The organism is Mesorhizobium sp. WSM1386 (assembly GCF_055901595.1).
In genome coordinates, this window is sequence record NZ_CM148373.1 from 4,045,715 (window position 1) to 4,060,635 (window position 14,921).

Consider the following 14,921-nt stretch of genomic DNA (forward strand, 5'->3'; position numbering starts at 1 on the left):
GGCGTGGACCATGGCCGACAGTTTTTTCAAAAATTCTATCTTCAGCGTGGAACCAACCGCCAAGCCGCGCGTTTCAATCGGTTAGATCGCACGCATTGCGATCGACCGGGAGGAACCAATGGACTACCTGCATTTCTTTTCGCCCGTGCGGATTTCGCGCGGGCAGGGGCATCCTGTAGAAGAAGTGGATAATGTCGCCGAGGCGATGGTTTTCTTGCGCAAATGGCCGACGGGCCGGCGCGGGCCTGTGTATCAGTGCGCGCTGAATTGCTGCGCGGCCGCGTTGTCGGGCCAGATGTCAGCCGAAGAAGCAAGGAAGGCGTTCACCGGCTTTGCCCGGATCACGCGGCTTCTGGACGATGACATGGCGTTGCCCGTAGCCGGCGAAAACAGGGCGGACATATACGCGCTGCGGCGTTAGGAGCCATGGCTTCACAGGCGTAGCCCTCGCGTCGTGATAGCGCGCGGGGATGCGTTGGCGCGCGGCGGCCATGTTCCCCACGTCGCGGAATAGCGATCTGGAGTTGCCAAGCGCCACGAAGCCCGACACAGATTCATCGGGCGTTCAAGGCGGCCCGGCTGAGCGTGCCATCTTCCCAGGCGGTCGGATCGGAGGGCCGACGGTTCTAAGCCGTCGAGAGCGCCATTTCGCGCTCTTGCCAATTTATAGAAGCCAATCACCACGCTTTCGAAATAAAAACGTTTGGAAATACTTATACGATTTCTACGCGGAGCATCTTTAAACCTGTTGTCGCGATCCCTACGTCATTTGCTGTAATGTCTGTCAAGGCAACACCGATGTGACATAGCTCACGACCACGCGCTTCCCCTCACTGGGGACTCGGGATGCGCGGTTATTTTCTCGTCCAAAGAGCAGCCCAAACATTCGACGCCCTTAGTGCGCCGAGCATGTCGCTGCGCAATCTCCCCGCTTCATCAATCAACACCAACCGGGTGGGCCGGCGGGTGAACGAACCCGCGCGCCCATAGGAGACAGCAGATGGAAGCCCTACAATATGTCGGCCCGATGGAATGGATGGAGATCGAGATAGCCGTGCTGGCCATCGTGCTGGCAATCCTGTTCTGGTGGAGCGGCGTGGTCCGCTACATGTCAAACGACAGGCTCGGCATCTTGGAAAAACTATGGAGTTTCCGGGGCTCCGTAAGTAATGGCTTCATCGCGCTCAACCGTGAGGCCGGCTACCAGCCGGAGGTCGTGCGCGGTGGCCTGCATTTCTTCATGCCGTTCCAATATTCGATGCATCGCGCCAACCTTGTCACTATTCCGCAGGGTCAGATCGGCTATGTCTTTGCCCGTGATGGCAAGCCGCTGCCTCCGACGCAGACACTTGCTTCCAATACCGAAGCCGATGATTTCCAGGATGTGCGCGGCTTTCTCGAAAAAGGCGGACAGAAAGGACCGCAACGCAAGATCCTGCGTGAAGGCACCTATGCTATCAATCTCGCACAATTCATCGTGCTGACCGCCCAGTCGATCTATTCTGTTAATCTGAGTTCGTCGGAACAAAACCTTTTTACCAATATGTCCAGCATGATCTCGGAGCGGGGCGGCTTTGAGCCAGTCGTCATCCACAATGCCGAGGACATGATCGGCATCGTCACCATCCATGACGGTCCGGCCCTACCGGACGGCGAGATCATCGCACCGACCGTTGCCAATGATCCGAACGACCCGAACTTCCACAACAATTTTCAGGACCCGGAGAAGTTTCTCAATGCCGGTGGCTACCGTGGCCGGCAGTTGCAGGTGCTGGCCGACGGCAGCTACTTCCTCAATCGAATTTTCGCGACCGTCGAACTGGTCGAGAAGACGATCATTGATGTTGGCACGGTTGGTGTCGTCGTCTCCTATAACGGCCGCCATGGCACGGATATTTCAGGGCAGGCATACCGTCACGGCGAGCTGGTCGAAATCGGCTCACGCGGTGTCTGGTCAACGCCGCTACTGCCAGGCAAATATGCGTTCAATACCTATGCCGGCAATATCATTATCGTGCCGACCACCAACTTCGTGCTCAAATGGACGAAGGAGCAGTTTGGCGAACACAGGCTGGACGAGAACCTGTCCGAAGTGTCATTGATCACCAAGGATGCGTTCGAGCCTGTGCTGCCGCTCTCCGTCGTCGTGCATATCGACTATATGAAGGCGCCACTGGTGGTGCAGCGTTTCGGTGATATCAAGCGGCTGGTCGAACAAACGCTCGATCCGATGGTTTCTGCTTACTTCAAGAATATCGCCCAGACAAAGACGCTGATCCAGCTTTTGCAGGAGCGTAGCGATATCCAGCGCAAATCGGGCGAGGAGATGCGCGAAAAATTCAATTCCTACAGTCTTGAGCTGCAAGAAGTGTTGATTGGTACGCCCCGTGCCGCCAATGGCCAGAACAGCATAGAGCAGATCCTGATCCAGCTCCGCGAGCGCCAGATCGCGGTCGAAAAGGTCGAGACTTATAAATTGCAAGAGGCGGCGGCCATCCAGGAACGCACGTTGCGCGAGAAGGAGGCGCTCGCCGAACAGCAAGCCAAGATCACGACGTCGGCACTTACCATCGAGATCAGTGAGAACGAGGGCAAGGCGCAACTCGCCCGCACCCGCCAGCAGGCGGAAACCATTCAGGTCACCGCCAAGGCAGAGGCCGAGAAGGTGCGCCTCGGCGGCCAAGGCGAGGCCGACATGATCAAGGCCATCGCGCTTGCAGATGCCGAACGCATCAAGGCGACCGGTTTCGCGGATGCCGAGAGGGTGCGTGCCATCGGTCTGGCGGAGGCCGAGGCCACCGAGAAGAAGGTCGCAGCCTTCGGCGGCCCGGACTATCAGCTCAACTCGCAGGTTCTCATGCGCTTCGCCGAGGCGATCGAGAATGGCAGGATCCCGCTGGTGCCGCAGATCCAGATGGGCGCTACCGGTGGCGAGAAGGGGGCTGCTAATGGCCTTGTGGAGATGATGCTTTCGATGCTCGTCGCCGACCGGGTCGGACCGCAAAACCTACCGGATGAGATACCGGCACCGGTTGAGGAGGAATGATTGAGGATGGGCCGGTTGTTCCGGCCCATTTTGCGCTCTGCCGAAACATGCGGCGGCGAGGCGCAGGAATCCACTCATGCCGGCCGATCCGTCCAACCAGCGTGGCCCGGATCTTTGCCAACACAAGGCCAAGCCTCTTTAGGGCGATACGCGCGAGATCAACAGGTTCGACGATCGAGGGCCGCGATATTGCACTTCCAAGATGTCTTTGGAGCACATCGAAGGCTGCGACCTTGGAGCGGCAAGGGGACTTGCCTACATCGCACATGTCGTCGATATGAAGGTCCATGAGTTGGCCAAAAGTTTTCAAATGCTGAACAATCAAGAGCTTGCCATCGCGCCTATGATGGATGGGGTAGATCCATAAATAGAATCAGCTATTTACGCGCCTCTGTGTGCAAAAATCGCACACGAAAGTTCTGCTTCTCTTCCTTTTTCGTTCCCACGACAGAGCCGCTGACAGTCCGATTCGGACCCTCGTTCGCCGACGAGAATTGCCGCTTCATTGCGGACGTTCGCGACGATATCCATTGGCCGTAACATCCGATCCGGCCTCCAATTCCCCTGGGTTCTTGGAAGCTTTTCAAAATTTTCTGCCTTGCGCCTCAGCCCGAATTGCGTGCGCTTATGGGAGAAATTCGGATATCAGAACCGGTTTCTGGAAGTTGGCCGCCGATGTTCGAAGCGAGGAGCTCCGACGGCTTGCGCAAAGCCCGGTGACGCAGCCGAATCCAAGAACTACTTCGAAAACGCAGGCTACGCTTCCGTCAAAACGTGAAAGGCTCTAGCGGGCTCTCGTTGCGAGCGGGCAAATTTGTCGCCGATGAGCTTGCGGGTCGGACAGCCCTCTCAAGGTTGCAGGTGACCGTCCGAGGTTCATCACGATTTCAGAGTCGCCCGAGGTAATAATAGATTGTCGGAAAAGCGTTACCGTGTTCCCCACATTTGGAAACGCTAGGTTTTCCACGACGCGAACGGCAGCTTTGGGCGCAAGTAGGTCATTCGCTCCCATCTTGGTGCCTCCTAAAAACAGACGGTTGATTCGTTGGCTGACTCTTGCGGATCGGCGAAATTGTCTGTCCGCAGGCCAGGTATGTTCCGGAAACCAGCAAGACCATCAGCGTCGTGTCAAGAATATCGTGGCCGACAAGGATGCCTGTCAGGCCACCACCAATGTATACTATGACGGTGACCACAATCATGGTGGCGCCGAAGCGCTCCAACGGATCGGGATTGATACGCAGGACCCTTGTCGCATTCCATACCGCCACGGCGAAGATTGCAGCCAGTGTTAGCGCACCTGCGAGCCCGGCCTGCACCAACGCCGTCAGAAAGCCATTGTGAAAGTGGTTGAAGCCTTCGTTCGCCCCAAAGTGCTGTTTGAATCCCTGCCTTGAAAGCACCCGGCTGGCGGCCATTCCATGACCAAAAACAGGCGCTTGGCGAAAGGCGTCGAGCCCGATGTCCCACAACCCAACCCTCAACCCGAGCGGGGTGGTATAGTCGCCTTTGGTGGCGAGGGCATTCCAGTTATCGTACAGGACATGTGTGCGATCGACGATGATTGGAGACATAATTGCCGCGATGAGCAGCGTCGAGGCGCCGGCAATCACGAGCAACTGTCTCATATCTGATCGGCAGACCCTTTGGCGATTGATCACAAGGACGGCTACAACCGCGATGATCAAGGCCACCCAAATCATTCGCGAGCCCGAGTAGATGGTCGCCACGATGCCGGCGAGCGCTGCGGCGGTGAGCGGCTTCCAGGCTTTCTCAACGCCCGACAGGACGCCCGCAAGGCACATCATCACGGCAAGGCAGGTGACCGTCGCAAACACGATCGGATTTCCGGCTCCTCCTTCTGCCCTCAGCATCCCGAACCAGTGATATTGGACGATTGCCAGCACCAGCGCTCCGACGCATGCCGCCGCGCTGGCGCGCACAGCGATGCGCGCCAAGATCGCCTTGTCGGTAATGCTCCAGGTCGAATACGAGACCGGAAACAACAACAAGGTGACCAGAGGCAGGAAATGCGTGACGTCGGCGCGCAGCGTGCCGTTGACGGTCGACGCCAGCAACTGCGCCGCACAATAGGCATAGATCGCGATGGTCATGGCAAGCATCGGCCGGTCGATGTTCAAGCGGCGGCGCCCGGAAAAGAGCAGCACCAGCGACCAGAACGCGCCCCCATGAAAGACAAAGCCCACCACGGATCCGAGTACCGGTGGCGAAAAGAAGCAGGCGATCGAGAAGTAGCGGTTGACCTGTTCCGCCGTGAGCTGGCGCCGGAGCCGGAGCGATGTAAACAGGTTCAATGCCTTTGCTTCGCGATCATCGAGGTCGCGCGAGAATCGTTCGAACGATCCTCGCTTGCCGTGCTTCGCCCCTCTGCCCCAGCTTCGTATAGCTGCTCGCTTTGGGGTTCGGTAGTGTGGAACTGTCGCTTCTTTCACCCAGTTGCAAGAGCGGATGCGGCAAAACCAAACCGGCCCGGCGGCGACGCTTGCTCAGGCCGCCACCGCCGCCGAAGCGCTCTGGGTTACCTCCCGCCAGGACTGGAACATCAGCACGTCCCAAAGCAGGTACTGGTTGTTGCGGTGTCCGGAGAGGTGTTCGGACCAGGCGCGCCGGATCGCTTCGGACCGGAAGAACCCGTCTTCGCGCAACCGGCGCTCGTCGAGCAACGCCTCGGCCCATTCGCGCAGCGCGCCGCGAAGCCAGGCGTCGATAGGCACGCCAAAGCCCATCTTGGGACGTTCGACAAGGGCTTTGGGAACATGCCGGTAAAGCAGCTGCCTGAGCGGCCACTTCGTGTGGCCGCCGGCGCGCAGAATGGAAAGCGGCAGCGACAGCGCGAAGCTTATGAGGCGGTGGTCGAGCAGCGGCACGCGGGTCTCGAGGCTGACGGCCATGGCGGCGCGGTCGACTTTCACCAGGATGTCATCCGGCAGATAGCTCATGATATCGAGGTACATCATCCGCTCGACATTGCCCGGCAAGTCCGGAAGCGCTTCCAGACCCGTCAGCATGGTCGGCGGCTCGACCGCACCCGGGATGATCTGGATCGGTTCCCAGTGCGAGCAGAGGCGACGGTAGACATCGTCCATGCTTGCCAGCGAAAACACGGACGCGGCCTTATGGATCTTGTCGCCGACGCGTTCGCGGCGCAGGCGTTGCGGCAAGATCGGCATGATGCCGCCCGCGACGTTGTTGTAGAGCTCGGGTGACGGCAGCGTCGCCAGGCTGGCCGACGCGCGGCGCAGGCCGACCGGGATGCGCGACAGCTTGTTCCAGAATGCATCGGCGAGCGCGTAGCGGGTGTAGCCGGAGAACAGCTCGTCGCCGCCGTCGCCCGACAACGCCACGGTAACGCTGCCACGTGCCAGTTTCGAGACGAGGAAAGTCGGGATTTGCGAGGAGTCGGAGAACGGCTCGCAATATATGCCGGGCAGTTGCGGTACGACATCAAGCGCGTCGCGCTGGCTGACATAGAGCTCGGTATGATCGGTGCCGAGGTGGTGCGCCACCTGCTTGGCATGGTCCGCCTCGTTGTAGCCCGCTTCATTGAAGCCGATCGTAAAGGTGCGCACCGGCCGCGCGCTGATCGACTGCATGACCGAAACGACTGCGGAAGAATCGATGCCGCCCGACAGGAAGGCGCCGAGCGGCACGTCGGCGATCATCTGTCCTTCGAGCGCGCGGCGAAGATGACGCTCGACCTCGTCGACTGCCTCTTCGGGGCTGCCCTCGAAAGGGTCGTGTCGACCTTGCTCTGCGACATCGCGGGCACTCCAATAATTCTCGACGTGCGGCTCATGCATAGGATCGGAAAGGGCGAGAAAGTGGCCGGGCCTCAACTTCCGGATGCCTTGGTAAATGCTGTAGGGCGCGGGGATGTAGTTGTGGCGCATCATCAGCGCCAGCGCATTGCGGTCGATCTCCGGGCGCCAGTCCGGCAGCGGCTGAAAGGCCTTGAGTTCCGAGGCAAACGCGAAGGCCTTGCCGACCCGGCCGTAATAGAGCGGCTTCTCCCCCAGGCGATCGCGCCCGAGAACCAGCGTTCTCTCGCGCCGGTCCCAAACGCCAAAAGCAAACATGCCGACGGCCAGTTCAAGCGCTTTTTTGGTTCCAAGCTCTTCGATAGCGGCCAGGAAGACCTCAGTGTCGGAATGCCCGCGCCAGGCATGGACGCCAAATTGCTGGTCGAGATGCGCCCGCATCTCGCCCTGATTGTAGATCTCCCCGTTGAAGACGATGATGCAGCGGCCACTGTGGGAGATCATCGGCTGCGCGCCAGCCGACGATAGGTCGATGATAGCCAGCCGGCGCTGGCTGAGGGCGATACCGGCCTCGGCGTCGGTCCAGACGCCGTCGCCGTCCGGTCCGCGATGCCGGATCCTGTCCGCCATGCGACGCACGGTGAGGCTGCCGCTGCTCGTCGCGGCCGCTGCACCCACAATGCCGACGATACCGCACATCTGGCGCTTACTGCTCCATATTTGGCTTGCTCAGGTTTCTTCCCCTCTATGGCGCGAAATCGGAGTGAGAAGAACCCGGTTTCTATAAATCCGCTCGCTCGAAACACCATTCACCACAGCCGGTGCCGAACAAGCCAATTCCAGGCATTACATTAAAACGTTGTTTCGTGCGAAACCCAAGGTTCTCCACGGTCATCTCCAACTCGCTGGACGAGGTGGATTGATAGGGATAGCCGCCAAGCCAGTCGTCGACGTCCGCCAGGAATTCCATGCCTCGGCGCGCGCGGTAGTTCTTTACAAACGAGAACGGGTCACGGTGGCGCAGCGTCCTTGCCGCCATGTAGGCCGAGACAAACAGCGCCTTGACCGGGGGCCTCAGCCATCTATGCGAGGCATAGAGTCTCTTTTCGACCGCCCACAATCCGCACAGCGGTGTCTTCAGGTAGATCGCAATGCCCAATCGCCCACCGCGGCCGACAAAGCCGGCGGCGTTGCCGATCGCTGTCCACATGTCTCCGGTATGGTGCAGGACGCCCCATGAATAGACGACGTCGAACGTCCCGGCTGGAAGCGAGGTCCTGTCAAGGACATCGGCCCGCTTGACACTCCAATCGGCTTCCGGCGCGAACCGGGACAGGACGGCCTTGGTCGTTTCGACGCAGTCCGCGTCATAGTCGAGGGCCGTGACTTTCGCCGCGCCCAGTCGGAACGCTGCCGCTGAATGCAGCCCCGATCCGCAGCCAATGTCGAGAAATGTCTTGCCCTCAAGATCACCCAGCAGGCGGCGAAGATCCTCGCAAGCCCGGTTGAGGTGTTCGTTCTCGAAACGCGCGGCAAGCTCGGACCAGTTGCGGCCGAAATCATAGCGTGCGTTCATGAGCCTCCCCTGTCGTCCTTTTTGCGAGGCGTCGACTCTGCGGATCATACCCGATAGAACTGCCGATACCATTCGACAAAGCGCGGAACCCCGATCTCGATGGGAATCTCCGGCCTGAAACCGGTCGCCTCCTCAAGCGAGCTGACATCGGCGAAAGTTGCAGGCACGTCGCCCGGCTGCAGCGGCATGAGGTTGCGTTTTGCCTTGCGGCCAAGCGCGTCTTCCAGCACCTCGATCAACCGGATCAGTTGAACCGGCGAATTGCCGCCGATGTTGTAGATCCTGAACGGCGCGTTGCTGGTCGCCGGATCCGGCGCGGCGCTTTTCCACTCCGGATTGGCTGTCGCGGGCAGGCGCATAACGCGGGCAATGCCTTCAACAATGTCGTCGATATAAGTGAAGTCCCGCTGCATGTTGCTATGGTTGAAGACGTCGATCGGTTCGCCGGCGAGGATGTCCTTGGCGAAAATGAACAAGGCCATGTCGGGCCGTCCCCACGGACCATAGACGGTGAAGAAGCGCAATCCTGTGGTCGGCAGGGCAAACAGATGGCTGTAGGAATGGGCCATCAGCTCGTTTGCCTTCTTACTGGCCGCATAGAGGCTGAGCGGATGGTCAGCCGAATCATGCACGGAAAACGGCATGCGCGTAATGCCGCCATAGATCGAGCTCGATGACGCGTGGACGAGATGCTCGACCGAGGCGTGCCGGCATCCCTCCAGGATGTTGAGAAAGCCACTGAGGTTACTTTCCACATAGGCATGCGGATTGGTGAGAGAATAGCGCACACCCGCTTGCGCCGCGAGATTGACGACGATCTCCGGAGCGGTTGACGCAAACAGCGTCGAGATGCGGTCGCCGTCGGTGAGATCGACATGCTCGAAATGAAAATCCGGGAACCCTTTCAGCCGCTCAAGTCTCGCCTGCTTCAAGGTGACGCCATAGTACTCATTCATGGAGTCGAGGCCAATAACCCGCCGGCCTTCGGCAAGCAGCCTCTGGCTAAGGTGAAATCCGATGAAACCGGCCGCGCCGGTGATCAGAACAGGCCTGCTTGATGTCACGGCATATCCTAGCGTCAATTCAGGCGGAGCCTTACAGGCTCCAATATTTTATGTTGCCAGGAATTTCATTCGGTTTGATGGCAGACTTGATGTCGAACAACGTTCCACCAGGCCTGATCATCTGAAAAAGATCCGCTCTTTCGCTAGCGAGATAATGCTTGTGAGGTACCGCCAGAACAAGCGCCTGCAAATCACTTATTTCGGCGAGCGGCAGGATAGTTTCGCCATGATCGCGTCGGGCGGCTTCGGCATCGGCAAGAGGATCGTGGACTTTGGGGACAATTCCGAACTGCCTCAGTTCCTTGACCATGTCGAAAACGCGGCTGTTGCGCAGATCCGGCACGTCCTCCTTAAACGTCAGTCCGAGAACGCCGACAGACGCTCCTTTGACCGGTATGTCTGAGCGGATCAGCTGCTTGACGACCTGCTGGGCAACAAAGGCCCCCATGCCATCATTGATGCGACGGCCAGCGAGGATGATCTGCGGGTGGTAGCCCTCGGCTTCGGCCTTGGCGGTCAGATAATACGGATCGACGCTGATGCAGTGGCCGCCGACGAAGCCTGGCTTGAAGGGGAGAAAGTTCCATTTGGTCGCTGCTGCATCAAGAACGTCCTGCGTGCGGATATCAAGGCGCTCGAAGATCATGGCCAGTTCATTCATCAGCGCGATGTTCAGATCACGCTGGGTGTTCTCGATCACCTTCGCAGCTTCAGCGACCTTTATCGACGGGGCGCGGTAGACGCCTGCATCAATGATGCTGCCATAGACGCTTGCCACGCGCTCCAGCGTTTCGGGGTTCTCGCCGGATACGACTTTGACGATCCGTCGCAGCGAGTGCTCCCGATCGCCGGGATTGGCCCGTTCAGGCGAATAGCCGAGCGCGAAGTCGTGAGGATGACGCAGGCCGGAAACACGCTCGATGATCGGCCCGCAGAAATCCTCGGTCACGCCTGGATAAACCGTCGATTCGAACACGACGACCGCGCCTTTGCTCACCACTTCACCGACAAGCTCCGATGCCAGTTTCAGAGCAGCAAGATCGGGAGCGCGGTTGACATCGATAGGTGTCGGCACGGCAATGATGAAGAACGTCGCGCCTTTCAACGTCTCCCGGTCGGTCGTAAGCACGATCGACGATTCCTTCAGCGCAAACGGGTCGACCTCGCCAGTGCGGTCGACGCCGCCACGCAGTTCCTGGATCCGCCGTTCGCTGATGTCGAAAGCTATCGTGTCGGGGAAAACCTCGCCAAACGCGACGGCTACGGGCAGCCCGACATATCCCAAGCCGATAACAGCAACGCGCTCGGACATCCGCGGATTCCTCAGATCGATTACGAGTCGACGTGCTTGTATGGCAGGCCATGGGCCAATTCAACGATAGGGCCCCGCGGAGAGAGAAGTGTCCACTCAAAAATGCCCAAGACCAATTTCGTGTTCCATCCGCCGATGACGATCGATGTTGTGGATAACATCCGGCAGGATTGGGTTTCGAGCTTCAAAAACTTACAAGAGGCGACTGGCTTGAAGCAATCGGCCCGAGAAATCGACCGCATGAATCGTATCGTCGTCGTCGTGAGCGAACCCAAGTCCCTGGCAACCACTCGGGGGCATTTTCTTGTTGCGCTGCGCAATGCCGGATACGAGGTTCATGCCTTGGCGCCGGTCGACGCGATGACCGTTCGGTGGTTGACCGAAAATGGCATCCGTTTTCATCCACTGCCGATGGAGCGTGCCGCGATTGCTCCATTCGGCGACACGCTGCTGGCCTTTCGTCTTTACAACAAACTGCGACAAATCAAACCTCGGATCGTGCTGAGCTGTGCGATCAAGCCGATCGTCTATGGCATACCCGCGGCCCTGATTGCGGGGATACCGCGCCGGCACGCGCTAATCACCGGGCTCGGCTATGCGTTCACCGACCGGAACAAATCGCTCCGATGGAGGATGATCAATGCCGTGGCTCGGCTTCTTTATGGCGCGAGCCTGCGGGTTGCGACCTCGGTCACCTTCCAGAACGACGACGACCGGGATGACTTTCGTCGCCAGGGCCTGCTCGGGCGCACACCAGCCAATGTCGTCAACGGTTCGGGAGTCGATCTAGACCGATTCAAAGTCGCGCCATTACCCGAGCAGCCACGATTTCTTATGATTGCACGCCTGCTTCGTGACAAAGGCCTCGCGGAGTATCTTGGTGCGGCAAAGCAAGTTAAGGCAGTCAGACCTGACGCTCGCTTCGACTTGGTCGGAGATAGAGATCCGAATCCTTCGGGCTTTCCAGTGTCTGAGGTGGAGGCAGCGGTCGCCGACGGAACCATCCGATATCACGGGCCGGTCGAAGACGTCCGTCGAGTGATCGCCGATTCGCGCATATTCGTGCTTCCATCCTATCGCGAGGGGACGTCGCGCTCGGTCTTGGAGGCCATGGCGATGGGGCGCCCGGTGATCACAACGGATGCGCCGGGTTGCCGCGCGCCGATCGTACCCGGGTTTAACGGCCTGCTGGTGCCGGTTGGCGGCACTACCCCCTTGGCTGAAGCCATGATCCGCCTGATTGACAACCCAGATGAAACCGAATCCATGGCCAAGAACAGCCGGTCGATTGCCGAACAGCGCTACGATGTTCAGAAAGTTACTGCTCACATGATGGAAATCATCGAAATCGGGCACCGAGCCGCAGAATGACATTTGCAGGGAATCCATCGTCGAACCGGTACGAGTTCGGAGCCAATTGGGCGTCGTTCGTCGACAAGCACTACTCGGCTGAACGCCGGCAGCTAGCTGCCGACAAGCTTTTGTCCTTCTTGGGCAAACAGAGCCTCGAAGGGATGGATTTTCTCGATATCGGAAGCGGCAGCGGGTTGCACTCGCTTGCCGCCTTCGACGCGAAAGCGGATCGGATACATTCCTTCGACTTTGATTCGCTTTCGGTAGATACAACCGGCAAGCTGCGCAAGTTGGCCGGGAATCCGCCAAACTGGGTCGTCGAAAGAGGCGACGTACTCGACGCCGACTATCTGGAGACCCTCGGCACCTGGAGCCTTGTCTATTCGTGGGGGGTGCTCCACCACACCGGCGCCATGTGGGAAGCGATCGAGAATGCGGCGGGCAAGGTAGCGCCCGGCGGCCTATTCTTCATCTCTCTCTATTCGTCGAATGTCGTGAAGCCTTCCGCGCAATTCTGGCTCGACGTGAAGCGGCAATACAATGCCGCCAACCCTCGGCAAAGGTGGAGGATGGAATACTGGTACATCTGGCGCTTCGGCCTTGGCCGCAATCCACTTCGACTGCCGCATCTTTTAAAGCAAATCTACGAGAAGAAAAAAGGGCGGGGCATGAGCTACATGACCGACGTCCGCGATTGGCTGGGCGGCTGGCCGATGGAGTTTGCCGACGACAACGCCGTGATCGATTTCCTGAAGGAACGGTTCGATTTCGAGCTCGTCAGGATATCCACCGGTGAAGCTTGCACGGAATTTCTCTTCCGCAATCCGAAGGGCCAACAGGCCGCGCCCTAAACTGCCCTAAGCAATCTGCCCTCCGGCCCTCGTCCAGATCGCCGGCCGGCCGTTCTCGATCGTGATGATCTCGTCGCAATATTCGACCGTCGTCAGGCGATGGGCAATGATCAGCACCGTCAAGTCGGCGGGCAACTCCCGGATCGCCTCCATGACGGCCGCCTCGGTCTCCATATCGAGCGCGCTCGTGGCTTCGTCGAAGACTAGCACGGTTGCCTGTTTGTAGAGCGCCCGGGCAATGCCGATTCGCTGACGCTGGCCGCCCGACAGCCGGACGCCGCGCTCACCGACCCGCGTCTCGTAGCCCTGCGGCAAGCTCTCGATGAAGTCCGCGAGGGCGGCCTGCCGCGCTGCGCCGCGCACGCGATCGCGATCGATCCTCGCCGGCTCAATGCCGAAAGCGATGTTCTCGGCTATCGAGGCGTCGGCAAGGAAGATACTCTGCGGCACATGCGCAATCTGCCTCTGCCAGGCACGCCGCGTGGTGCCGTCCAGGCGATGTCCGTCGATCTCGATCGCTCCGCCGGTCGGTTCGAGCAGGCCCATCACCAGATCGACCGTCGTGCTTTTCCCGCTTCCGGTCCTGCCGACAAAGCCGACCTTGGCTCCCTTGAGGATGGTGAGATTGAACCGTTCAAGTATCGGCTGCTGATCGGGGGCGTAGCGGTATGACACATCTTTCAGCACAATCGTCCGATCGAATGGCACCCGAGTGCGGGGGTACTGACCCCAATCCAGAGGAAGCGGTGTCTCCAGCGTAGTGAGCACAAGTTCCACGCCGGCAAGATTGCTGAGCATAAGCGCCCAGTTTCCGTAAACCAGTTGCATGGATGGCAGCAGGCGTTGCGCGCCAAGTACGAAGGTCCCAAGCATCGGCATCACCAGACCGGCATTGTTGGTCCGGGTAATCAGGAAATAGGCGAGCGCCGCGATGATGACCATGCCAGCGGCTTCAATGGCGAAGCGAGGCGTTCCGGCCGCTAGCGCGTTCGTGGCATTTGCGCGCTGGAAGTGCCTATCGAGTTCGCCGAAGCGTGATAGAAAATAAGGCTGGGTGTCGTTGATGATCACGTCGCGAATACCACCCAGACCCTCTTGCACCGAACGGATGCCTTCTGACTGCACGCGCGCGATGATCCGGGCATTCCTCTTGAGATGCCTCCGGATGACGAGCGACATCACGAGATAGATCGCCCCTAGACCAGTGAAGATCACGAAAGTCATGAAGGAACTGAGAGCAAATAAAGCGGCGACGATGAAAACGCCGATGATCACGCCGCCAATCGATTGCAGCAGGGGAAGAAGTATGCCCGCGGTGATCGTCTGGACCTGATGTAGCGCGGCCAGCACGGAGCTGGAGTTGCGTGATACGTGATAGCTGTAAGGCTGATAGAGTACGCGCTCGTAGACCCTTATGCCCAGTTCGTGCCCGAGCGAGAAGACATAGGAATTGGTGGCCCAGGTGAGAAGAATGCGCACGGCTCCGGCAAAGACGGCCACCGCCGAAAAGAGGACCGTCAAAGTGAGAAGGCTTTTGTTGAGACCGGCAAGACCTAAACCTGTCAGTTGACGTGCGACGAAGGACTGATCGCCGATCGCATCGGGATTAGCAATCAGGGCGAGAAATGGCAGCAGGGCACCCAGCGTCGCGGCTTCGGCGATCGCGCCGAAGAGCATCAGCACCAGAAGGCCGAAAAACTGGTGCTGCCGGCGCTTCGACAGCTGTCGCCACAAGCGTCGAAGTGCGTCGACCGTGCTGTCCGGGGTCCGATTTCCGTTCAATGCCAAATCGATGTCCACATTAAAGGAACGCCCAATGCGCACGTTCAGTGCCCGGCGACAAGGCGCTACTGGTGCCTACCGACAATTTCTCACATAAGATCGGCTTGGCGGCGATTCACAATTCTGGCCATTACGGCTATTAAGTACAGTCCGCCAAC

At 59.2% G+C, this 14,921-nt stretch carries 10 protein-coding genes; 4 read left to right on the forward strand and 6 right to left on the reverse strand.

Annotation, left to right across the window (positions count from 1 at the left end):
• Positions 1-118: 118 nt before the first annotated feature.
• Both AC0NIH_RS19810 and AC0NIH_RS19815 read left to right on the forward strand, forming a co-directional pair.
• Positions 119-421, forward strand: coding sequence for a DUF982 domain-containing protein (locus AC0NIH_RS19810; RefSeq protein ID WP_023764959.1), 303 nt, complete (start codon positions 119-121; stop codon positions 419-421).
• A 579-nt stretch (positions 422-1,000) separates the two neighbouring features.
• Positions 1,001-3,046, forward strand: a complete 2,046-nt coding sequence (locus AC0NIH_RS19815) for an SPFH domain-containing protein (protein WP_473460290.1) — start codon at positions 1,001-1,003, stop codon at positions 3,044-3,046.
• 998 nt (positions 3,047-4,044) lie between these two features.
• Here the strand turns inward: AC0NIH_RS19815 and AC0NIH_RS19820 are convergent.
• The 5 genes from AC0NIH_RS19820 to AC0NIH_RS19840 form a co-directional block, all read right to left on the reverse strand.
• Entirely contained in the window at positions 4,045-5,361 is a 1,317-nt protein-coding gene (locus tag AC0NIH_RS19820; protein ID WP_287273632.1) for an O-antigen ligase family protein, read from the reverse strand.
• 192 nt (positions 5,362-5,553) lie between these two features.
• Positions 5,554-7,524 carry an asparagine synthase (glutamine-hydrolyzing) gene (gene asnB, locus AC0NIH_RS19825; protein WP_287273630.1) on the reverse strand — a complete coding sequence of 657 codons (1,971 nt, stop codon included), beginning with the start codon at positions 7,522-7,524 and terminating at the stop codon, positions 5,554-5,556.
• Between the two features lie 82 nt (positions 7,525-7,606).
• Positions 7,607-8,401, reverse strand: a complete 795-nt coding sequence (locus AC0NIH_RS19830; RefSeq protein ID WP_287273628.1) for a class I SAM-dependent methyltransferase — start codon at positions 8,399-8,401, stop codon at positions 7,607-7,609.
• A gap of 44 nt (positions 8,402-8,445) precedes the next feature.
• On the reverse strand, positions 8,446-9,465 hold the full coding sequence (locus tag AC0NIH_RS19835; RefSeq protein ID WP_473460288.1) for an NAD-dependent epimerase: 1,020 nt from the start codon (positions 9,463-9,465) through the stop codon (positions 8,446-8,448).
• Between the two features lie 31 nt (positions 9,466-9,496).
• Positions 9,497-10,777: a nucleotide sugar dehydrogenase gene (locus tag AC0NIH_RS19840; RefSeq protein ID WP_473460285.1), complete on the reverse strand. Its 1,281-nt coding sequence runs from the start codon at positions 10,775-10,777 to the stop codon at positions 9,497-9,499.
• A gap of 102 nt (positions 10,778-10,879) precedes the next feature.
• Here AC0NIH_RS19840 and AC0NIH_RS19845 point away from each other — a divergent pair, with 102 nt between their 5' ends.
• Positions 10,880-12,148, forward strand: a complete 1,269-nt coding sequence (locus AC0NIH_RS19845; RefSeq protein ID WP_473460283.1) for a glycosyltransferase family 4 protein — start codon at positions 10,880-10,882, stop codon at positions 12,146-12,148.
• Positions 12,145-12,981 (forward strand): class I SAM-dependent methyltransferase, encoded by an 837-nt coding sequence (locus tag AC0NIH_RS19850; protein WP_473460281.1) that lies wholly within the window; start codon positions 12,145-12,147, stop codon positions 12,979-12,981. The genes AC0NIH_RS19845 and AC0NIH_RS19850 overlap by 4 nt, the downstream gene beginning before the upstream one ends.
• 6 nt (positions 12,982-12,987) lie before the next feature.
• Here AC0NIH_RS19850 and AC0NIH_RS19855 read toward each other — a convergent pair whose 3' ends face one another.
• Positions 12,988-14,781, reverse strand: a complete 1,794-nt coding sequence (locus AC0NIH_RS19855; RefSeq protein WP_473460279.1) for an ABC transporter ATP-binding protein — start codon at positions 14,779-14,781, stop codon at positions 12,988-12,990.
• Positions 14,782-14,921 lie beyond the last annotated feature (140 nt).